This window comes from Hornefia butyriciproducens (assembly GCF_009695915.1).
In the GTDB taxonomy this organism is placed as follows: Bacteria; Bacillota; Clostridia; order Peptostreptococcales; family Anaerovoracaceae; genus Aminicella; species Aminicella butyriciproducens.
Window position 1 is genome coordinate 47,826 of the sequence record NZ_VUMZ01000001.1, and the last position, 20,859, is coordinate 68,684.

The window sequence follows — 20,859 nt, forward strand, 5'->3', positions numbered from 1 at the left end:
GTTCTATTTAACAAGGGCGTTCTCCAGCGCCTCTTTCACATCTTCGATCAGCACAAAATCCAGGTCGCGTCTTACGCTCTGAGGAATTTCGTCGATGTCTCTGGCATTTTCCTTCGGCAGAAGAATCTTCCGGATTCCTGCCCGGTGCGCAGCCAGAACCTTCTCACGGATACCGCCTACCGGCAAAACCTTCCCCCTAAGCGTAATCTCGCCGGTCATGGCAATTTCGCGGTCAACGGGAGTCTTTGTCAGCGCAGAAACCACACTGGTGCACATGGTAACTCCCGCCGACGGGCCGTCCTTGGGAACGGCGCCCTCAGGTACATGGATGTGCATATCATACTTTTTGTAAAAATCTTCTTCGATACCGTACCGGCTTGCGATACTGCGCACATAACTGACGCCGATCTTCGCCGATTCCTGCATCACGTCGCCCAACTGGCCCGTCAGGTTCAGCTTTCCTGTCCCCGGGACCACCGAAGTCTCGATTTTCAGCGTGTCGCCGCCAACGCGGGTCCAGGCCATTCCGGTGGTTACGCCGATGGGATTTTCGCCCTCCAGTACGTCATAATGGAAGATGTGTTTCCCCATATAGCGCTCCAGATTTCGCGGGGTCACATTGTAGGTTCTGCCCTTTTCAGTCACCACTCTTCTGGCCACCTTTCGGCAGACGCTTCCTATGCTCCGTTCTAGGTTCCTGACGCCGGACTCTCTCGTATAGTAGTTCACAAGATCGTGAAGAGCGTTCTCCGAGATCCTGATATTTTCCTTTTTCAGACCGTTAGCCTTGATTTCCTTCGGGATAAGGTATTTCTGAGCGATTTTCACCTTTTCCTGTTCCGTATACCCGGGAACCTCGATCACTTCCATTCTGTCCAGCAACGGCTCCGGTATCGTATCCACCGAATTGGCTGTGGTGATGAACATGACCTTGCTCAGGTCAAAGGGGATCTCCAGAAAATGGTCGGTGAAGGTATTGTTCTGCTCAGGATCCAGGACCTCCAGCAGTGCCGAAGCCGGATCCCCCCGGAAGTCCGCACCTATTTTGTCCACCTCGTCAAATAGGAACAGCGGATTGTTCGTTCCGGCGTCCTTGATTCCGTTGATTACCCTGCCCGGAATCGCGCCGATGTAGGTTCTTCTGTGACCGCGGATCTCCGCCTCATCCCGGACGCCACCCAGCGACATACGGATGAACTCTCTTCCCGTCGCTCTCGCAATGGATCTGGCGATAGACGTCTTTCCGACTCCCGGCGGCCCTACAAGGCACAGAATCGGACCCCGTATAGCTTTGGACAGATGCACCACTGCCAGGTACTCCAGGATGCGTTCCTTGACCTTTTTCATGCCGTAGTGATCCTCCTCCAGTATCTTCTCCGCCTTCTTCAGATTGGAATTCACCCGGGAGGATTTGTTCCAGGGCAGATCGAGAATGGTTTCCACATAATTGCGGATTACCGAGCTCTCTGCCGAAGATGGCATCATCTTGGAGAACTTGCTGATTTCCTTGCGAACCTTCTCGTCCACCTTCTCATCCAGCTTCAATTCGTCCAGTTTCTCCAGCCATTCCGCAGACTCCGCACCGGCATCCTCCTCAACGCCCAGTTCTGTCTGGATCGCTTTCAGCTTCTCCCGGAGGAAGTATTCCCTCTGTCCGTTGTCGATATTCTCTTTGACCTTCTGCGAAAGTTCCTTCTCAATCACAGCGATCTCGTTTTCCTCTCCGATTAACTCTGTCAGTGCCTTCAGTCTTTCGGAGAAATTCAGTTCACCCAGAATGTTTTGTTTTCTTGCGCAGCTGACAAAGAGCTCATTGGCGATTTTGTCAATCATGGGCCCGGGTTCTGTGACTGCCAGTGTCTTGTCGACCACCTCGTCTGTAATCTGTGAGGTCAGCGCTGCGTATTCCACAAATTCCTCTCGGATGATGCGCATCGCGGCCTTATCCTCCAGCGATAGTTCTTCCTCGCGAATGTCCTCCTCCAGACGGTTGATTGTTGCGGAAATATAAGTTTCTTCTGTTATTACCTGATCGATGCTGCCGCGGCAGATTCCTTCCACAAGTACGCGAACGGCATCTCCCTGAATTTTCAGCATCTGCTTGACACGCACCACAGTGCCGATTTCATACATATCCTCGACCTTCGGAATCAGGATATTCTCATCCTTCTGCGTCGCCACGAACATCAGTTTGTCGGAAGCCATGGCATTTTCCAGCGCACGGATGGATTTCTCTCGGCCGATATCAAAATGCACAACGGTGTGCGGAAAGATGGAAACTCCCCGCAGCGGAATGCAGGGCAGCACTTCCCGTACAACTTCCTCCCGGGACTCTTCCTCTTCCGCCGGTATCATTCCTTCCAGGGTCTCCATCTGTTCTGTATTTTTATATTCTTCGTTCATCTAACCCCTCCATTATGCAAAAGGCGACATTCCGTCGCCCTGTTGTTAAGATGCATCTGCTTTAGGATCCTTCTTACTGCTTTCACTTTTCAATACCAGATTCGGCGCTTTATGCTCCGCTATCGTCTCTCTGGTGATAATGCACTTCTCGATATCGTCTCTGGACGGAATCTCGTACATGATGTCCATCATGGCCTTTTCAAAAATACTGCGAAGTCCCCTTGCTCCCGTCTTTCTGGCAATTGCCCTGCGGGCGATCTCCTGCACCGCACCGTCCTCAATCTCCAGTTCTACGCCGTCAATCTCGAACAGTTTCTGATACTGACGGATCAGCGCGTTTTTCGGCTCTTTCATGATGCGGATCAGCGACTCTTCCGTAAGCTCCTCCAGCGTGACGATTACCGGCAGTCTTCCGATAAACTCCGGAATCAGGCCGAATTTCAGAAGATCCTCCGGTTCCACTCTGGACAGCAGATCCTTCTCCTCAACCTTGGTCAGCTCCACATCCGAGTTGAAGCCTATGACCTTGTTTCCGATTCTTCTCTGGATAATTTTGTCCAGCCCGTCGAAGGCTCCTCCGCAAATAAACAGGATATTGGTGGTATCAATCTGAATGAATTCCTGGTGCGGATGCTTCCGTCCGCCCTGCGGCGGCACATTGGCAACCGTTCCCTCCAGGATCTTCAGCAGCGCCTGCTGTACACCTTCGCCGCTGACGTCCCGTGTAATCGACGGATTCTCGCTTTTCCGGGAGATTTTGTCAATCTCATCCACGTAGATAATCCCTCTCTGCGCCTTTTCCACATCGTAGTCCGCCGCCTGCAGCAGTCGGAGCAGAATGTTCTCCACGTCCTCTCCGACATATCCGGCTTCAGTCAGCGCCGTTGCATCCGCAATCGCGAACGGCACGTTCAGGATTTTCGCTAGTGTCTGCGCCAGCAATGTCTTTCCCGAGCCTGTCGGTCCGATCATCACGATGTTGCTCTTCTGCAGCTCCACGCTGTCGCTCTCCGCTCTGGAAAGACCCTCAATCCTCTTATAATGATTGTAGACCGCCACGGCGAGCGCTTTCTTGGCCTCGTCCTGTCCGATAACATAATCTGACAGAGTCTGCCAGATCTCCTTCGGCTTCTTAAGCTTTCTGGAGTCACGGTCTACCGATGCGTTCTCACCCTCCTGCGCTTCCAGCGCGGCCTCACGAATGATGTCCGTACACATTTCAACGCACTCGTCGCAGATGTATACGCCGGGTCCAGCGATCAGCCGTCTCACCTGACTCTGAGGCTTTCCGCAGAAGGAGCATCTCAGTTCATTTGTCAAATCATTAAATTTATCAGCCATTTTTCCCTCGTTATCTGGAAGCGATGACTTTATCAATCAGCCCGTATTCACAGGCCTCCTGCGCTTCCATAATGTGATCTCTATCCGTATCCTTTACAATCTGTTCCAGCGACTGCCCCGTATTCTCACTGAGAATGCGGTTCAGTTTCGCCTTGGTGTTCACAATCCACTGTGCGTGGATCTCGATATCCGAGGCCTGACCGTTCACGCCTCCCAGCGGCTGGTGAATCAGCACCTCTGCGTTCGGAAGCGCATAACGTTTTCCCTTCGCGCCTGAGGACAGCAGAAACGCTCCCATGCTGGCCGCCATCCCGACGCAGATGGTGGAGACATCCGGTTTGATATAGTTCATCGTATCATAGATTGCCATTCCGGCAGTGACGGAACCGCCCGGACTGTTGATATAGATACTGATGTCCTTTTCCGGATCCTCAGCCTCAAGGAACAGGAGCTGCGCCGTGACCACACTGGCCACCGCATCATTGATCTCCTCACCGAGGAAGATGATCCTGTCCTTCAGAAGGCGGGAGAAAATATCATAACTTCTCTCCCCCATACCGGTCTGCTCGATTACATAAGGTACCAATGCCATTTGTTCTTATCCCTCGCTTATTTCTCTTCCTCCGCCGCAGCGTCATCCGCGGTTTCCGAAACGTCTTTATTCTCCTCGGTCACTTCCGGTTCCGGTGCGTCGACCATGGTGACATTGGCTTCGTCATAGAGCATGTCGATTACCTTTTTCACCATCAGATCCTTCCGGAAATAGTCCATGCTGTCCGCCAGCGCTTCCTGAACCTTGTCCTGATCCATTCCGTACTGTTCGGCGACCAGCTTCATCTCCTCATTCACGTCGTCGTCCGAAACCTCAAGATTTTCGGCCTCTCCGATGGAGCGCAGAACGATTCTGGTTCCCGCTCTCTTTTCCGCGTCCTCCCGGACGTCTTCCCGGAAGCCCGCCATATCCTTACCGGTGAACTGGCAGTACTGCTCCAGAGAAAGTCCCTGATATCTCAGCTGCTGATCCAGTTCCTGCGCCATCTGTGTGATCTCATCCTCCACCATGGATGCGGGAACCTCGATATGATTGTTTTCCCAGACCTGATTTACGACGGCGTCCTTCGCCATGTTCCGGTACTGTTCTTCTCTGGCCTTCTCCAGATCTTCCTTTGTCTTCGCCTTCAGTTCCTCAAGAGTATCGAATTCGCTTACATCCTTGGCAAACTCGTCGTCCAACTCCGGTACCTGTTCCTCTTTGATCTCGTGGATCTTGCAGTGGAACACCGCATCCTTTCCGGCCAGTGATTTCTCGCCGTATTCCTCCGGGAAAGTGACGTTCACATCCTTATCCTCACCGGTAACCGCACCGATCAGCTGCTCCTCGAATCCGGGGATGAAGGTTCCGGATCCCAGCTTCAGTTCCTGCCGTTCCGCTGTTCCGCCGGCAAACTGCTCGTCACCGACAAATCCCGCGTAATCCAACAGAACCGTATCGCCGTCCTTCGCCGGTCTGTCAACGACAACCATGCGGGCGTTTCTCTTCTGAAGTTTCTCGAGTTCTTTCTCCACATCCTCGTGAGAAGCGTCGCTCTTCAGCTGCTCCACTTCGATGCCTTTATAGTCCTTCACTTCAACCACCGGGAACAGTTTGACATCAATTGTCATGGTCACCGGCTTTCCCTTTCCTATTTCACTGAAATCCACCTGGGGACGGTCAATGACCTCCAGCTCTAATTCTTCTATTGCCCCGGGATAGTGATCGCCAAACATGTTATTGATGGCATCCTCGAAAAAAATTCCCTCGCCGTAATGCCTCTCGATGATGCTTCTTGGCGCCTTGCCCTTTCTGAAGCCGTTTATCTGAAACTGATTGCGGTTTTTCCGGTAGACCTTGTTGACTTCCTCTTCAAATTCCTCTGCTGTAAAATCCATCGTCAGCTTCGCTTCATTGTTTTCCTTCGAGACAAGTGTCGTTTTCATCCTCGTATATCCTCCTAATTTAAAAGCTTGTCGTATTTATTTGGCGGCACAAAAAAACCGCACATGAATTATAATATTATACACTCAAATGCGGCTGAAGTAAACATCTTAACCCATTATTTTTGTTGAAACGGTCAAGATTTATCGACTTTCTTCACCGGATCAGCCGGAAACCCCTCTCCAGCTTGCTCCTATCCTCCGGTTTCAGGTCGTATCCGGCCGATAACCGGTCTCCGATGGCCATAATTTCCTTCTCAGACCCCGTCAGCAGCTCGATTTCCAGTTCCCGAACCGGAATTTCCCGATCTCCGCCCCGAATCTCGCCCTGATCCGCGGAAAGCACGCAGATGGATTTTCCCGTGTCCAGTCGAATCTGCCTGCGTACAAAAGTCATCTCCACCCGCGGTACCAGTTTCCGTCCTTTCAGAATCCGGCAGATCTCGTCGTAAATCTCGCCGCACGGCTGAAAGATATCCGCTTTCGGCACAGCCGGTACGTCTTCCTCGTTCAGCGGAATGTTCACCTCCTGCCGGCGGTGCATCCCGTTCTCACTGGTGCCGTCCCATTTCAGCGTTCCAATATAGTAGTCGTTTTCCCTTCGGATGCGAAGCGCGATGCAATGCTCTGCAAGCGCATCATCCTCAGTGTCGTAATAAACGGCGTGCATCCGGATCATTTCCTCGTCCTTGTCATCCCGGATGCTCTGAATGAAGTCGTCATTAAAAATCCGATCGATCTCTGTGTTCTCTCCGATCAAATATTTCAGTTCGATTTCCATGTTTAATTCTCTCTCCCGTGTTCCTTCAGCCTTCTCCGTGATGCTGACGCCGCGTGTTCTGTCGCGACAGCAGCTCCACAAGCTGCAGATTCATCCTCTTCTGATGGGCTCCCAGTTCCTCCTTGCTGTTCATATCCGCCACCTGCAATGCGATGATGCGGTCCCGGTACCCCTGTTCCGTCAGCCTCCGCATGACAGCCGTCTTCAGTTCCTGCAGTTTTTCTCCCGCGCGGATTACATAAATCCTCACGATTACATTGCTCTTCATCCTCTTGATTTCAATCAGATGTTCAAATCCATAGCGTGTCATTATCACATCGCGAATTTCATAGGCGATGTCCCTGGCTGTCAGACGCAGTTCCTCCTGCCGCATCAGATACCAGAAACCGACAATCGCTGCAACGCTCAGCGCGATGGCGATATACGGTCCGAAGCTGCTTCTCGTAACGTAATACATAATGTATCCGAGCGGAAAGCAGGCCCACTTCAGAATCCGGATCACCCGGACTGCATTATTCATAATGTCCCCCCCATAATAAATGACAAATTACCCGTACAGTGTCCATCTATTATAGCCCGAATGCTCACAGTTGTCAAAATTCTTCTTCGAATGGACCTTCTTTTCTGCTCCTGACCGGTCTTCCTCCTTCCGGGACATTCCCCGTTCAGGTCCCGAAATTCCGCGGACTCTGCGGTATATCCGGCTGTACTCTGTGCTGCGGTATCACAGACTGTACTGAATCGCATTGACGATGCAGGCCGCGATGTTGCTTCCGCCCTTTCTTCCCCGGGCAACGATGCAGGGGATGCCGGATCGGATCAGCCGCTCCTTACTGGCCTCCACGTTGACAAAACCCACCGGAACGCCGATCACCGCCACCGGATCCAGCTGTCCGGCCTCTGCCAGGTCACAGATCGCCATCAGAGCGGTAGGAGCATTTCCGATTGCAAAGATCACCGGACGTCCCAGACGGGAAGCCTTCTCCATGCTCACATAGGACCGCGTCAGTCCCCGGCTTTTCGCCTCCTCTGCGACATCGCTGTCTCCTATATAACAAAGAACCTGTCCTCCGTATTTTCCGATTCTGGTCTTATTGATTCCCGCCTGTGCCATCTTTGTATCCGTAACGATCACCGCGCCTTCCCGGATCCCGCGGGCAATGCGTTCTTCCGCGCCTTCCGAGAAATACAGGCTGTCTGCGTAATCAAAATCCGCCGACGTATGGATGCATCTCTTGATGATGTGTTCATATCTGGGATCCAGTTTCCGGTCTCCCAGCAGTTCCCCGATAATCCGGAAGCTTTCCGCCTCTATGTCTCCCGGTCTGATATTTTCTATTTTCACGAGTTCCTCCTTATCGTATCATATCCATGATTTTTTCCATATCCAGTGCGTTCCTCAGTCCCTCGGCCAGCAGGTCATACTGGTTCTGCTTGTATTCCGCCAGATCGAAGGATCTGACCTCGCCGGGCTCCATTCCGCGTTCCCGGTACAGCGCCCGGATGACCTCCGCGGCGACCTCCTGCCGGTCGAAGACTCCGTGAATATATGTCCCGTACACATTCCCTTCGTTGATGATATTTCCCCGGCTCTCCTGAGAACCCATGTGGATTTCATAGCCCTCGAAGGGTTTTCCGGAAAGTCTCGAGAATATCCCGGTCACCGGAGACAGGCACCCGGATGTTTCCCGGGTCACCTTCTCCGAAGCGAAATCTGTGCTGTGCGGAAGAAGTTTCATGCCGTCCAGCGTTCCTCCGTGTTCCACTCCCAGCGGATCGGAGAGGCGCTGCCCCAGCATCTGATACCCGCCGCAGACACCGAAGACCGGTTTCCCGCGGGACGCATATCTCAGAATCTTCGCCTCCATTCCGCACTGCCGCATCCAGAGAAGATCGGCCATAGTGTTCTTTGTCCCCGGAATAATCACCATATCCGGATCCCCCAGTTCTCCCGGATTCCGCACATAGCGGACGCCGACACCCTCCATATACTCGAGAGCGTTGAAATCCGTAAAGTTTGAAATCCGCGGGAGCCGAACCACTGCAATATCGATCACCGCCTCCGGATCCCTCCGGGTGAATTTCTCCGAAAGACTGTCCTCATCATCGATATCCACATCCAGATACGGCACTACGCCCAGCACCGGAACGTGAATGATATCCTCTAGCATAGAAAGACCCGGTTTCAGAATATCCAGATCGCCCCGGAATTTGTTGATGATCACGCCCCGGACCCTTGCACGCTCCTCTTCATCGAACAGCAGCATGGTTCCGGCCAACGACGCAAACACACCTCCCCGGTCAATATCGCCCACCAGGAGTACCGGCGCATCCGCCATACGCGCCATCCCCATGTTAACAAGATCCTCCTCCTTGAGATTGATCTCCGCGGGGCTTCCCGCCCCCTCCATAACGATGACATCATAGTCGGCTGCCAGTGACTCGTAGGCCTTGCGTATTTCCTCCCGGAACAAAGATTTGCGTGCGTAGAAATCCCGGGCGGACAGATTGCCGTAAACCTTTCCGTTGAGAATCACCTGGGAACCCCGATCGCTGGTGGGCTTCAGCAGCACCGGATTCATCCTGCAGTCCGGTTCCAGGCCGCAGGCCTCCGCCTGCATGACCTGCGCCCGTCCCATCTCCAGCCCGTCCTTTGTGATACAGGAATTCAGCGCCATGTTCTGCGCCTTGAAAGGAGCCGTACGAAAGCCCTCCCGGGTCAGAATGCGGCAGATTCCCGCCGTAATCAAACTCTTTCCCGCGTTTGAGCAGGTTCCCAGTACCATCATTGATTTTGCCATAATCTCTCCTCTCAGAACAGAAACAGGAATACCAGTGTCCGGATTCCGCACATAAGCCCCAGGCAAAGTGCCGAGGTGGTCAGCATAAGCCGGCAACTCCGGGTGATATCCTCCGCCTCAATGGGACGCAGGTCGTCTCCCACCGTATCCTTTCTGTATTTCTTTCCAAAGTAACTGGCGTCCCCCAGCAGACGCACGCCCAGCGCCCCGGCGCAGGCTGATTCCGGATTCCCCGCGTTGGGGCTCGCATGACGAAGGCGATCCCGGCGAAAGATCCGAAACGCCGCTTTCCCGTCCAGTCCCGCCAGAACGGCTCCCGGGCACATCATGAATCCGGTGATTCGTGCGGGGACAAAATTCAGCAGATCATCAAAGCGTGCTGATGCCCGTCCGAAATCGATATACCGGTCGTTCTTATATCCCACCATGGAATCCAGCGTGTTCCCTGCTTTGTAGAAAAACCCCGCCGGCACGCCGCCGATTGCCATATAGAACATAGGGGCGATCACCCCGTCCGAACAGTTTTCCGCCACAGTTTCACAGACGGCCCGGATAATCCGGGGGAAATCCAGCTGCGCCGTATCCCGGCCAACAATCCAGGACAGATATTTTCTCGCAGCGCTGATATCTCCGTTCTCCACTTCCGCACGGACACGGTCCGCAGCCCGGTTCAGTGATCTTGCCGCAAATATCTGCCAGCACCAGAAAATTTCCAGTCCGTATTTCAGCCGCATATCGACAAGCCCGGCGCCGTAGATTGCCGCTACGGGAACAGCTGTGGAAACTCCGACTACTGTCAGTGTCAGAAAAAAACCTCCCGCTCTCTTTCCTTCGGGCGTATCAGGAAATATCCGCCGTAAAAATCTCTCGCAGACAGTGATGAGCTTTCCGATTCCGACCACGGGATGCGGCATCCACCGGGGATCCCCCAGCAGCAGATCCAACGCGAATCCGGCCAGGAGCACCCACACTATTTCCATGTTATGCCTCCCTCTCCCTGCGCTGTTCTCCGAACCGCGTCCATGAAGGACCGTGCGAATTCCGGATTCCCCCAGAGATGCAGATGCGGATATCCGGCATACAGGGACGGGCTCACCTGTCCGGTCTCCCAGGAACGGCCGCGGCTGTTCACCGCCTCAAAGCCGTCTCCGTAATCATCCGTGTCGCTGTAATGGAACTCGTGACAGCGGATCCTTCCCCCGCGGCGGCACAGCAGGTTGTCACGACGCGCTGTCAGTTCTTTGTAACCGAACCTCACCAGGTGTCCGGTCACACGGCTGTTTCCCGGAATCGCACCCGCCATGGGAAACCGGCCCTCCACCGTGGTGATCGACTGACCCAGATACATGAAGCCTCCGCACTCCGCATAAGTCGGAAGGCCGCCTCGCACTGCGGTCCGGATCTCCTTCAGAAGAGTTTTATTTCCGGAAAGCGTCTCCGCGTAGAGTTCCGGATACCCTCCGCCCAGAATCAGTCCGCAGCTGCCCGTCGGCAGATAAGAATCTGTCAGGGGCGAAAAAGGAATCAGTTCAGCCCCCATCTGCTCCAGAAGTTCCAGCGCATCCCGGTAATAGAAACAAAAGGCCCGATCCTTCGCTATAGCAACCGGATATCTCGCTCCCGGAGAAATTTCCCGCAAAATCTCCGGCTCCTCATATGAAAGTTCCGGCGCGGTTTCCGCCAGCGCACGCAGCCCATCCATATCCAGGCACTCTCCGGCGACTTTCCCCAATGCGTCCATCTTCTGGCGAATGTCCGCAATCTCCGCCGCTGTAATCAGTCCCAGATGACGGCTGCCCACCTCGGCCTCAGGCACATTCGGAAGATATCCGAAGCACGGCAGACCGGTTTCCCGGCGGATCAGTTCCGCATACTCCGGGTACATAGCTGCAGAGCAGTGATTCAAAATAACGCCCCGGATCCGGTTCTCTCTGAAATTCACATATCCGTTGAGTTCGGCCGCAAGCGAAAGGCTTTTCCCTTTCACATCGGCGACCAGCACCACAGGGGTCTCCGTCAGCCGGGAAATATGATTGGCGGAGCACCGGTCATCATTGAAGCCCCGCCCATCGTAGAGCCCCATGACTCCTTCCGTCACTGTCAATTCAGCACGCCGTCCGCCACGCGCCAGAAGATATTTTACCGTCTCTTCTCCACAAAGATACAGGTCAAGATTTCCGGAGTCTGCGCCAAGCACTTCCTTATGGAACATAGGATCGATGTAATCCGGGCCGCATTTAAACGCTGCAGTTCGCGTTCCCGACTGCCGCAGCGCCGAAAGAAGTCCGCAGGTCACCGTCGTCTTTCCGCATCCGGAGCCTGTCCCTGCGATTAAAATCCGCGGAATACTATCCTTCATCACAAGTCCCCTCTTCATTCTTCACAGACCGGACATTCCTGATCAGATAAACCGGATTCTCCGCCTTCATCAGATGATACCGTCCCAGCGGCCGGGCATCTGCCACATTGACACAACGAACCTCCGGTTCCTTTCCCCGTTCATTCAGAGCGGAAACCGCTTCCGAAAGAGTCTCCAGCGTCACTGCGGTGATCAGAACGCACGCGTTCCTGTTTTTTCGGAATACGAGATCCAGAATCGCATTCAGATTTCCGGAGGAGCCTCCGACAAAGACCCGATCCGGCGCGGGGAAATGTTCCAGCTCCGCGGGTGCTTCCCCGCAGACGATCTGAATATTTCGTATCCCCAGCCTGTCCATATTCTGCCGGACGGTTTCCACTGCTTCCGGATTCTTCTCAACGGCAAATACAAAAGATTCCCTGGCTCTCTGCGCCATGGCACAGGTCATCGCTCCGGTTCCCGCACCAACATCCCAGATCGTCTCTGCAGGACGGATCTCCAGCCAGGACAGCGAAAGTTCCCGCACGGCTTCCTTTGTCATCGGCGCTTTTCCCCGGACAAAGTCTCCGTCAGACAGGGTTTTCTCCGGATCCCGCGGGCTCTCATTCACCAGGATCAGAACTGTCAGGGGATCGAAGCTGCGTTCCGAAAGTTCTGATGCCGTCCCCTCCGTGATATTTTCGTCCGCCATGGAAAGACGTTCTCCGGCGTATACCTTTACATCCTCGAGTCCGTACCGGCACAGTTCCTTCAGGAGTTCCTGCGCCGATGCCGCTCCGCCGGTCAGCGCGAACACATGCCGGTGATAGCAGACGAACGGGACCAGTGAGCCTTCGCGTCCGTGAAGACTCACCAGTTTCATCTCCTCATATCCGAATCCGCACGCTGCGGCGAAATACTGCATGCTGCTGATTCCGCAAAGGAATTCCACTTCCACAGCAGGCGGTGCGTCACGCCGAATCAGCGAGGCGATGCTGTAAAATCCTGTATCTCCGCTGGCAACGACAGCCAGAGTTTCACCGCTGCCGGCACTTCTGCGGATAAGCTCAAGCGTATCTCCGACGCTTCTGACCTCTCCCCGGTCGGTCAGTTTCTCCACAAGTTTCAGCAAGTGGTCTGACGTGTACACCCGGTCCGCCGCTGCGATGGCCTCGCGGGCCCTCCGGGTCAGCATTCCCGGATCGCCCGGACCCGCGCCAATGACCTTCACTTTCATTCGATTTCCAGCCTTTCTATGATTTCCTTCAGAGTAAAACCTTCTTCTTTCTCCGGCCTGCCGATGACGATTACACGATAGCCTTCCTCTGCAAGCGCCGCCTTTTCCGGAAAGCCTCCCGCCCGTCCGGTGCTCTTGGTCACCAGAACGCTGCAGCCGAACTGCTCCATGGTGGCGATATTCATTGCTCTGGTGAAGGGACCCTGCATGCAGATGATTCTCTCCCGGGAAAACCCGGCCTCCAGACAGGCCCTCAGAGATTCCTCCGCAGGCAGAACCCGGGCGCAGCCTCTCTGCCGGAGGTTCTTTACCTGCGCGTACGCGCCGATATCCCGTGCGCCGGTCGTCAGCAGAAATTTCTCATCTTCGTCGTCCAGCAGCGCCGCCGCCTCTCGGGGAGAATCGACGAACCGTATTTTGTTCCGGTCATAGTCCTCTTCTTCCCGCAGAAGCCTCATATATGCTATACCGCAGTCTTCAGCTGCGGCACGGAGATTTTCCGTCACCTCCGCGGCATAAGGATGCGTGGCGTCAACAATCTGCCGGTAACCCCTGCGTCGGAAACACTTATCCATCGCTTCACGGTCCATTCGTCCGGCAATGACACGGACACCGGGGACATCTTCCAGAGCGTTTCTTCCGTATTCAGTGGCAACAAAAAAATCCGTTCTCTCCAGGCGGCCGGTGTCGGCAAGATAGCGCGCCAGGTCATGTCCCTCACGGGTTCCCGCGAAAACGGCAATGCGCTCAGATCTGATAGCCACGGGGTGTCACCAGCCTTCCATTGATCACCCGGGTGCCGCTGTTGCCGACAAAAACCGTGGTGAACATATCAATATCTTCGTTATCTTTCAGTTCCCTCAGCGTGCACAGCCGGCTGTATTCTCCCTCCCTGCCGATGTTTTTCACGTATCCGCAGGGCGTTTCCCAGGATCGGCTCTTTGCGATGTACTCCACCGCTCTGTCCAGATGATCTCTGCGTTTCATACTTTTCGGATTGTACAGACAGATTACGAAATCTGCCTCTGCCGCCAGCAGCAGCCGTTTCTCTATGGTCTCCCAGGGCGTCAGCAGATCGCTCAGCGAGATCACCGCGAAATCATGAATAAGAGGTGCGCCAAGAACCGCCGCGCCGCTGCAGGCAGCCGTAATACCCGGTACAGTTATGATTTCAATGTCCGGGTCGTTTTCCGCAACTTCGCACATTACGCCTGCCATCCCGTAAACGCCCGCGTCTCCGCTGCACACGAAGGCCACCGTCCGGCCCTTACGGGCATGCTCCAGTGCGATTCTGCACCGGTCTGTTTCCTTTTTCATCGGTGTGGATTCCACAAGCTTGCCGGCGCACAGATCACGCACAAGCTCCACATACAGCGTATAGCCCACTACTACATCGCTTTCCGCGATGGCGGCTCCGGCCGCCGGCGTCATATACGCCGCCTCTCCCGGCCCTATACCCACAACAAATATTTTTTTCAAAACCTGCACTTCCAATCTTTTACTGCCGCGGCCATGGTTATACCGTTTTCCGCGGTTCTCGGGATAAGCAGCCTTCCTTCCGCTGCCCGCACACAGCTGCGTTCGCAGATATTATCCGCTCCTGTTATCTTCTCCACAAAATCTGAATGATGAAAGGCGCCCTCCGTCTCCATCAGCTCCCGGGCGGAAAAAATCCGCAGGGGTACATCGTGTCTCCGGCAGAAGGCAACAAGCGCCGCCTCTTCCTTTTTCAGTTCGATCGTAGCGATCTGACGTACAGTACAGATATGAATGTGATGCTCTGCCAGAAACCTTTCCACGAAATGCTCCAGACTCTGTTCCGGCGTGCTCCGACGGCATCCGATTCCCAGGGTGACGATGCGCGGAACTACCTTCATCGTATGCACGAAAGGCTCCGGTTCGCCGGACAGACTCACGGAAACTCCGCACTCATACCGCTCTGCATCTTCCTCCGTCCGCACATCCGCAAGTTCCGGAGGAAGTTCACCCTCTAGGGGAAAAGGCCCTCGCCATAGACCGATTCTGTCACCCCTCAGCACAGCTCCGGATACATACCGAATGGCATCCGTGTTCAAAACCCGGCATCCGCCCTCTGCAGCCCAGACATCTGCAGCAAATTTTCCGTGCAGATCGGTTGCAGTGGTGATCACCGGCTGAGCTCCTGTCAACGCCGCCAGTTCCCTCGCGAATCGATTTCCTCCTCCGATATGCCCGGAAAGCACCGGAATTACAAACTGCCCCAGTTCATCCATCACGACCACCGCAGGATCCCTGTCCTTTTTCTGTATATAAGGCGCGATGAGACGCACACAGATCCCCGCTGCGCCGATGAAGAGGAAACGGTCGTATTCACGAAAATGCTCCTCGATAAATTCCCTCGCTGTTCCTCTGTCTCCGCGAAAGAGATCGACCGGTTCTGCGGAGGATTCGGAAGTCAGCGCCGCCTCCACCTTCCCGGCCAGCGCCCTGCCGGTATCCGTAAAGGCCAGGATTCCGATCATTTTTCCGCCTCCCGGAACTGATGACTGAAGCCCGGATCATACAGCCTGGACCGCTCGTACCGGTCGCCCAGGAATCCTCCCACCAGAATCAGGGCCATCTTGTGAATTCCGTTCTCCTCTGCCGCACGGGGAATATTTTCCACGGTCGTACGAATCACCTTCTGATCCGGCCAAGTCGCCTTGTATACGATAGCCGCAGGGGAATCCGGCGCATAGCCGCCCTCGATCAATCTTCGGGAAAGTTCCTCCAGCATCGTTGATGTCAGGAAAACGACCATGGTCGCCCCGTGCTGCGCCAGCGAAGATATTTCCTCCTTCTCCGGAACCGGTGTCCGTCCTGCCATTCTGGTCAGAATCACTGTCTGACTCACATCCGGCAGAGTATATTCCGCATTCAGCGCGGACGCCGCTCCAATGAAGGAACTGACTCCCGGCACATAACTGTACTCGATTCCAAGCTCCTCCAGGCGGTCCATCTGCTCCCGTATCGCACCATAGATACAGGGATCACCCGTATGAAGGCGCACCACACAGCGGTCCCTGCTGCTGTTCATCACCGAAATAACCTGCTCCAGCGTCATGCCGGCGCTGTCGTAAATTTCACATTCCGGCTTCGCCCTCTTCAGCAGCGCCGGATTGACCAGCGACCCTGCGTAAATGATTACATCCGCCTCTTCCAGAAGCCGTGCGCCCCGGACTGTAATGAGATCTTCCGCTCCCGGACCTGCTCCGATAAAATAAATCATACATTTTCCTCCGCTCTCTGATATCCATACTCTTATACTATATACTCGATATTCATGTCATACTGTCTACGCCCTGCTGCTGCCGAATCTCCCGTATCAGCCGGTCCGCACCGTCACTCTTTATCACCTCTCCGCCGATGGACGTGAACATGACCGCCTCAATACGGACTTCCTCCCGCAGGCGAGCCCTCAGATGGTGCAGCATTCTGCCGAGAATCCGGCGTTTCAGCGCCTCATAATATTCCTCTTCCCGAACGATGCGGAAGGCTTCTTCTGTCGTTACGCATTCCAGGAGTTCCCCGACCGTGCGGGGCGATGCTCCCAGCGCCGCGGCGTGTGCCGCAATAACCTCCATCCTGCAGTCCGCAACAGAGGAATGGGTGTTCATTACTCCGGCCGCGATTTTCACCAGTTTCCCGGCGTGCCCGACCAGAAGAACCTCTGAAAAACCTTTGTACCGTATATAGTCCAGCGATTCCCCCACATAATTGGAGATCTGCGCTGAACGGCCGATATCCAGCCCCAGCGTCTCCCTGCAGAATGTTCTTCCGTAATTTCCCGGAGCAATAAGGATCCGTTCCGGATCCTCCGCGGCGCACCGGTCGATCTCCACATGAATCGAACCGATGAGCGCCTTCTCGCTCATGGGCTCCACGATTCCCGTGGTTCCCAGGATCGAAATACCGCCCAGGATTCCAAGCCGGGGATTGAAGGTTTTCTTCGCCACCTCCTGTCCTCCGGGAACTGAAATCCGGATAAGCACCGGAGTTTCACACCGGCTGCGGTCCAGAATCCGTTCCACATTCTCCAAAATCATTTTCCGGGGTACGGGATTGATGGCCGGTTCCCCCACTGCGCACGCAAGCCCCGGCTTCGTGACCCGCCCGACGCCCTCGCCGGCCTCCAGCATAATCTTTTGTTCCCCGGGCGACTTCCGCCAAGACGCCTCAGCATAAATCGCAAGCCCCGTGGTGGCGTCCGGATCGTCCCCGCCGTCTTTTGTAACCGAGCACGCAACCCTGCCTTCCGTGATCTCGATGTTCTCGATGTCGAAAACCGCCCGCTCTCCGCCAGGGAGACGGATTCCGGCGTGAAGGACTGCCTGCCCCGACAAAAGCATTTCCACCGCGGCAGCCGCCGCAGCCGCAGCCGTGCTTCCCGTCGTGTACCCGCGTCGAAGCTTTTTCCCGTGCACTACGTCGTATTCTTCCTGCATAAAAAAACTCCTTCCAGGCAAATGAAGGAGTTGAATGTCCCGTATCCGAGCAGTATCAACCTGAAATTCATCGCCTGTGATTTTCTGGTTCAATACCGGCGTCATTGTTTTCCGACTCGGATCTCCGGCGTCTCTATGCGCCTTCCCGGAGCCGCGCGCTCCAGTGACCGGGCTTTCCCCATGCATCAGACTCGACCCTCACGGCAGCAGGACTGTTCAGGATTCGCACCTGATTCCGCCGTCGATATCTCTGTTTATTATATGGTACACGGCGCGGTCTGTCAATTGTGCCGGGTCCCTGTTTCCTCCGACCGGGTAATTCTTCTCATCCGGCAGTTGCGCGAACCCCGCTCTGCGGTGTATAATTTAGTGGCTGCTCGTTGAGTCTCTGCCGGACTTAATGAGCGCCGGAAACAGTGAATCCGCAGTTCTGCAGTATGTAATCCGACCATATTTTACGCCGGCATACATCAACCGCTGCAACTCATATTCTGAACAGCTGTCTCCGGAATGGAGAGAAGAGGTGAAATGGATTGAAAATCGAAAAGCATGGCGGCAATATATACAAATACAAAGGCAGGGTTCTGGATTTCTCTGCGAATCTGAATCCTCTCGGAATGCCGCCGGAAGTAAAGCAGGCGGTTCTGGACGGGATCGACGAATATGAATGTTATCCGGATCCGGACATGCGGGAACTGAAGGAGGCTATCTGCAGGCGGACCGGCGTCAGCACAGAACATATCTGCTGCGGGAACGGCGGCGACGATCTGATCTATCGCATCATCCTGGCCTTTCGACCGGAAAAGGCTCTTCTGGTGGTACCTGTCTTCAGCGAATATGAGGAAGCTCTTAAGCTTGCGGAATGTCAGATTGATTATTATGTTCTGAAGGAGGAGAACGGCTTTCATCTGGATGATGGCATCATCGGACAGATTGAAACCGGCGGATACGATATGGTGATTCTTTGTTCGCCCAACAATCCCACCGGAATTCCGGTCGAGCAGAAGAAAATCACCTCGATAATCTACGCCTGCCACCGCAGCGGCGCACGCATGCTGATTGACGAATGCTTCATGGATTTTGTTCTGGGCGAGGAAAATTATACGGTGCTTCCCCGGATCGAATCTCTTCCCAACGTAATCATTCTGAAATCTTTCACCAAACTGTTCGCGATGGCAGGGCTCCGGCTGGGCTTCTGCCTGTGCGGAAGCCCGGAGGACGCCGAAGCAGTAAACGGATGCATGCAGACCTGGCCGGTTTCCACGCCGGCGGCAAAAGCGGGAATTGCCGCTCTGACCCTTACAGATCTGGAGGATCAGACCCGGGTTCTCGTCGCACTGGAGCGGGAGAAACTCATTTCTGCTCTTCTGGGGCTTGGCTTCAGAACCTACGACTCCCAGGCGAACTACATTTTCTTCCGCAGCGTCATACCACTTGACGAGCTTCTGCTGAAGCATTCCGTGCTGATCCGCAACTGTTCCAATTACCGCGGACTGGAAGGATGCCCGGAACACGGCGAATATTTTTACCGCATCGCAGTACGCACTGAGGAGGAAAACCGGTACATCATCCGCGCCCTGACGGAGATTCTTTCTGCAGAACAGAAATAACCCGAAAAAATAACCCGCCCGGCTCCGCAAGACATTTTCGTCTCGCAAAGGCCTGACGGGTCTGAAACTCTGCTTCACTCCGTTTTTCCGGCTCTGATTCGTATTCTTGTCTGTGTTCTGCGATCCCGGTTAGTCACGGAGTCCCGGTGCCGGTCTGAAATCCCGGTTCAGGATTCCCTCCATTCCTCCATGACATCGGCAGCCGCGCTGCAGCCCAGACGGTCCGCGCCCGCATCGATAAGCTCTCCGGCCGCCGCCAGATCCCGAATGCCGCCGGCCGCCTTGATTTTCAGCCGGTCGCCGACCGTTTCCTTCATGACACGAACATCCTCTGCCGCGGCGCCTCCCGTACTGAATCCTGTAGACGTCTTCACAAAGGCCGCTCCCGTTTCCATTACAAGTCTGCACGCCTCGCGGATCTCATCCTCATCCAGCAGACAAGCCTCAATAATCACCTTGACGATTGCTCCGCCCTTCGCTGCAGCGGAAACCACCTCACGGATGTCGTCTCTGGCGTCAATATGCCGGCCTGATTTGAAATAACTGATATTCATGACCATATCGATCTCATCCGCACCGTCCCCGACAGCCCGCTCCGCTTCATACGCTTTTACCGCTGTCGCGGAATTCCCCAGGGGGAATCCGATGACGGTAGCGATCCTCACGTCACTTCCCCTCAGGATATCCCTCGCGAGACTTACATAGCAGGGCGGAATGCAGACCGCCCTGAACTTGTATTCCATCGCTTCATGACACAGTGCGGCGATCTGCGCCGCCGTCGCATCCGCCCGGAGAAGCGTGCTGTCAAGATATTCATTCAAATTCCGCATCTGTTTCCGTATCCTTATTGAATCTCATTTAATTTCGTGAATCCATCCTTCCGGAGCTTCAAGTCTTCCCATCTGAATACCCGTCAGGGTGTCATACAGCTTTGAGAGAACCGGTCCCATCTTTTCCATTCCGCTCGGGAACGCGATTTCTCTGCCGTGATCATTGATTTTGCCAACCGGACAGATGACAGCCGCCGTTCCGACCAATCCGCACTCTGCGAAATCCGGAACCTCAGCTAGCGTGACTTCTCTCTCATCCACCTTCATTCCCAGGATGTCTCTCGCGACAACAACCAGGCTGCGGCGGGTGATGGAAGGCAGAATCGACGGGGATTTAGGCACAACCAGCGAACCGTCCTTTGTCACAAAAATCACGTTCATGCCGCCGGCCTCCTCAATCTTGGTTCTCGTAGCGGGATCCAGATAAATATTCTCCGCGAATCCCTCCTCATGAGCCTTCATGCCTGCGTACAGGGACATAGCGTAGTTCAGAGCCGCCTTGATGCCGCCGGTTCCGTGGGGAGCCGCCCGGTCATAATCTGAGATCTTCACGACCACCGGCTTCGCTCCGCCCTTGAAATAAGGACCTACCGGCATACAGATCATCCGGAAGGTATATTCCTCCGCCGGAGCCACGCCGATAACCGGACTGCTGCCGTAAACATACGGACGTACATAAAGCGTCGCACCGCTTCCATAAGGCGGAACCAGGTCTTTATTGGCACTTACCAGGGTGTCCAGCGCCTTCATAAACAATTCCTCCGGCACAGGCGGAATCTCCAGCCTCGCTGCGGAATCCGACATTCTCTTCGCATTCAGATCCGGACGGAACGTCACAATCCTGCCGTCCTCCGTCTTATACGCCTTGAGGCCCTCGAAGCACGCCTGCGCATACTGAAGCACACCCGCGCATTCATTGATCATGAAATTTGGATCCTCGGACAGTCCGCCCTCGTCCCACTTTCCGTCCTTACAGGTTGCAACATAACGGTAGTCGGCCGGTGTATATTCAAAGCCGAGATTAGACCAGTCAATATTTTTAGCCATTGTTTTTCTCCTTTCAAATGTTTCCTTTTATGTT

The 20,859-nt window shown here is 54.7% G+C and carries 18 protein-coding genes, 1 pseudogene and 1 riboswitch; of the genes and pseudogenes, 1 reads left to right on the forward strand and 18 read right to left on the reverse strand.

Features of this window, described 5'->3' with window-relative positions:
- Positions 1-3 precede the first annotated feature (3 nt).
- The 16 genes from lon to cbiD all read right to left on the reverse strand — a co-directional run bounded on the left by lon (position 4) and on the right by cbiD (position 17,338).
- Positions 4-2,355, reverse strand: a complete 2,352-nt coding sequence (lon, locus tag FYJ64_RS00225; RefSeq protein WP_154573624.1) for an endopeptidase La — start codon at positions 2,353-2,355, stop codon at positions 4-6.
- A gap of 93 nt (positions 2,356-2,448) precedes the next feature.
- On the reverse strand, positions 2,449-3,744 hold the full coding sequence (gene clpX, locus FYJ64_RS00230) for an ATP-dependent Clp protease ATP-binding subunit ClpX (protein ID WP_154573246.1): 1,296 nt from the start codon (positions 3,742-3,744) through the stop codon (positions 2,449-2,451).
- A 10-nt stretch (positions 3,745-3,754) separates the two neighbouring features.
- Positions 3,755-4,336 (reverse strand): ATP-dependent Clp endopeptidase proteolytic subunit ClpP, encoded by a 582-nt coding sequence (clpP, locus tag FYJ64_RS00235; protein WP_154573247.1) that lies wholly within the window; start codon positions 4,334-4,336, stop codon positions 3,755-3,757.
- Between the two features lie 17 nt (positions 4,337-4,353).
- Positions 4,354-5,721, reverse strand: coding sequence for a trigger factor (gene tig, locus FYJ64_RS00240; protein ID WP_154573248.1), 1,368 nt, complete (start codon positions 5,719-5,721; stop codon positions 4,354-4,356).
- 154 nt (positions 5,722-5,875) lie between these two features.
- On the reverse strand, positions 5,876-6,499 hold the full coding sequence (locus FYJ64_RS00245; protein ID WP_154573249.1) for a CYTH domain-containing protein: 624 nt from the start codon (positions 6,497-6,499) through the stop codon (positions 5,876-5,878).
- A 25-nt stretch (positions 6,500-6,524) separates the two neighbouring features.
- On the reverse strand, positions 6,525-7,019 hold the full coding sequence (locus FYJ64_RS00250) for a hypothetical protein (RefSeq protein ID WP_154573250.1): 495 nt from the start codon (positions 7,017-7,019) through the stop codon (positions 6,525-6,527).
- Between the two features lie 204 nt (positions 7,020-7,223).
- Positions 7,224-7,844, reverse strand: a complete 621-nt coding sequence (locus tag FYJ64_RS00255) for a precorrin-8X methylmutase (RefSeq protein WP_276961769.1) — start codon at positions 7,842-7,844, stop codon at positions 7,224-7,226.
- A gap of 10 nt (positions 7,845-7,854) precedes the next feature.
- Positions 7,855-9,300 carry a cobyric acid synthase gene (locus FYJ64_RS00260; protein ID WP_154573251.1) on the reverse strand — a complete coding sequence of 482 codons (1,446 nt, stop codon included), beginning with the start codon at positions 9,298-9,300 and terminating at the stop codon, positions 7,855-7,857.
- An 11-nt stretch (positions 9,301-9,311) separates the two neighbouring features.
- Positions 9,312-10,280, reverse strand: coding sequence for an adenosylcobinamide-phosphate synthase CbiB (gene cbiB / locus FYJ64_RS00265; protein ID WP_154573252.1), 969 nt, complete (start codon positions 10,278-10,280; stop codon positions 9,312-9,314).
- Positions 10,271-11,659, reverse strand: coding sequence for a cobyrinate a,c-diamide synthase (locus FYJ64_RS00270; protein WP_154573253.1), 1,389 nt, complete (start codon positions 11,657-11,659; stop codon positions 10,271-10,273). The genes cbiB and FYJ64_RS00270 overlap by 10 nt, the downstream gene beginning before the upstream one ends.
- Positions 11,649-12,875 carry a precorrin-6y C5,15-methyltransferase (decarboxylating) subunit CbiE gene (cbiE, locus tag FYJ64_RS00275; RefSeq protein ID WP_154573254.1) on the reverse strand — a complete coding sequence of 409 codons (1,227 nt, stop codon included), beginning with the start codon at positions 12,873-12,875 and terminating at the stop codon, positions 11,649-11,651. Before cbiE ends, FYJ64_RS00270 begins: the two co-directional genes overlap by 11 nt.
- Positions 12,872-13,639, reverse strand: coding sequence for a precorrin-6A reductase (gene cobK / locus FYJ64_RS00280; RefSeq protein WP_154573255.1), 768 nt, complete (start codon positions 13,637-13,639; stop codon positions 12,872-12,874). The genes cbiE and cobK overlap by 4 nt, the downstream gene beginning before the upstream one ends.
- Complete coding sequence (cobJ, locus tag FYJ64_RS00285; protein ID WP_427810895.1) at positions 13,623-14,363, reverse strand: precorrin-3B C(17)-methyltransferase; 741 nt, start codon at positions 14,361-14,363, stop codon at positions 13,623-13,625. Before cobJ ends, cobK begins: the two co-directional genes overlap by 17 nt.
- On the reverse strand, positions 14,351-15,376 hold the full coding sequence (locus FYJ64_RS00290; RefSeq protein ID WP_154573257.1) for a cobalt-precorrin 5A hydrolase: 1,026 nt from the start codon (positions 15,374-15,376) through the stop codon (positions 14,351-14,353). Before FYJ64_RS00290 ends, cobJ begins: the two co-directional genes overlap by 13 nt.
- The gene (gene cobM, locus FYJ64_RS00295; protein ID WP_154573258.1) at positions 15,373-16,122 is read right to left on the reverse strand and encodes a precorrin-4 C(11)-methyltransferase; all 750 of its coding nucleotides are present in this window, start codon (positions 16,120-16,122) and stop codon (positions 15,373-15,375) included. Before cobM ends, FYJ64_RS00290 begins: the two co-directional genes overlap by 4 nt.
- A gap of 52 nt (positions 16,123-16,174) precedes the next feature.
- On the reverse strand, positions 16,175-17,338 hold the full coding sequence (cbiD, locus tag FYJ64_RS00300; protein ID WP_206045486.1) for a cobalt-precorrin-5B (C(1))-methyltransferase CbiD: 1,164 nt from the start codon (positions 17,336-17,338) through the stop codon (positions 16,175-16,177).
- 106 nt (positions 17,339-17,444) lie between these two features.
- A riboswitch (cobalamin riboswitch) is annotated at positions 17,445-17,575 on the reverse strand.
- Positions 17,576-17,871: 296 nt separating this feature from the next.
- Between cbiD and FYJ64_RS00305 the strand changes: the two genes are divergently transcribed.
- Positions 17,872-18,948: a pyridoxal phosphate-dependent aminotransferase gene (locus FYJ64_RS00305; RefSeq protein ID WP_154573260.1), complete on the forward strand. Its 1,077-nt coding sequence runs from the start codon at positions 17,872-17,874 to the stop codon at positions 18,946-18,948.
- A 167-nt stretch (positions 18,949-19,115) separates the two neighbouring features.
- Here FYJ64_RS00305 and deoC read toward each other — a convergent pair whose 3' ends face one another.
- On the reverse strand, positions 19,116-19,778 hold the full coding sequence (gene deoC / locus FYJ64_RS00310; RefSeq protein ID WP_154573261.1) for a deoxyribose-phosphate aldolase: 663 nt from the start codon (positions 19,776-19,778) through the stop codon (positions 19,116-19,118).
- Between the two features lie 24 nt (positions 19,779-19,802).
- Positions 19,803-20,828: pseudogene (locus tag FYJ64_RS00315) on the reverse strand (branched-chain amino acid aminotransferase); the annotation flags it as partial.
- Between the last annotated feature and the right edge of the window lie 31 nt (positions 20,829-20,859).

What these genes read in the sequence shown, in the direction of transcription:
- tig (WP_154573248.1), bottom strand. Translation starts at nt 5,721, where the DNA reads ATGAAAACGACACTTGTCTCGAAGGAAAACAATGAAGCGAAGCTGACG.
- cbiB (WP_154573252.1), bottom strand. Translation starts at nt 10,280, where the DNA reads ATGGAAATAGTGTGGGTGCTCCTGGCCGGATTCGCGTTGGATCTGCTG.
- cbiD (WP_206045486.1), bottom strand. Translation starts at nt 17,338, where the DNA reads ATGCAGGAAGAATACGACGTAGTGCACGGGAAAAAGCTTCGACGCGGG.
- clpP (WP_154573247.1), bottom strand. Translation starts at nt 4,336, where the DNA reads ATGGCATTGGTACCTTATGTAATCGAGCAGACCGGTATGGGGGAGAGA.
- FYJ64_RS00250 (WP_154573250.1), bottom strand. Translation starts at nt 7,019, where the DNA reads ATGAATAATGCAGTCCGGGTGATCCGGATTCTGAAGTGGGCCTGCTTT.
- clpX (WP_154573246.1), bottom strand. Translation starts at nt 3,744, where the DNA reads ATGGCTGATAAATTTAATGATTTGACAAATGAACTGAGATGCTCCTTC.
- FYJ64_RS00260 (WP_154573251.1), bottom strand. Translation starts at nt 9,300, where the DNA reads ATGGCAAAATCAATGATGGTACTGGGAACCTGCTCAAACGCGGGAAAG.
- lon (WP_154573624.1), bottom strand. Translation starts at nt 2,355, where the DNA reads ATGATACCGGCGGAAGAGGAAGAGTCCCGGGAGGAAGTTGTACGGGAA.
- FYJ64_RS00245 (WP_154573249.1), bottom strand. Translation starts at nt 6,499, where the DNA reads ATGGAAATCGAACTGAAATATTTGATCGGAGAGAACACAGAGATCGAT.
- cobM (WP_154573258.1), bottom strand. Translation starts at nt 16,122, where the DNA reads ATGATTTATTTTATCGGAGCAGGTCCGGGAGCGGAAGATCTCATTACA.
- cbiE (WP_154573254.1), bottom strand. Translation starts at nt 12,875, where the DNA reads ATGAAAGTGAAGGTCATTGGCGCGGGTCCGGGCGATCCGGGAATGCTG.
- FYJ64_RS00270 (WP_154573253.1), bottom strand. Translation starts at nt 11,659, where the DNA reads ATGAAGGATAGTATTCCGCGGATTTTAATCGCAGGGACAGGCTCCGGA.
- FYJ64_RS00290 (WP_154573257.1), bottom strand. Translation starts at nt 15,376, where the DNA reads ATGATCGGAATCCTGGCCTTTACGGATACCGGCAGGGCGCTGGCCGGG.
- deoC (WP_154573261.1), bottom strand. Translation starts at nt 19,778, where the DNA reads ATGCGGAATTTGAATGAATATCTTGACAGCACGCTTCTCCGGGCGGAT.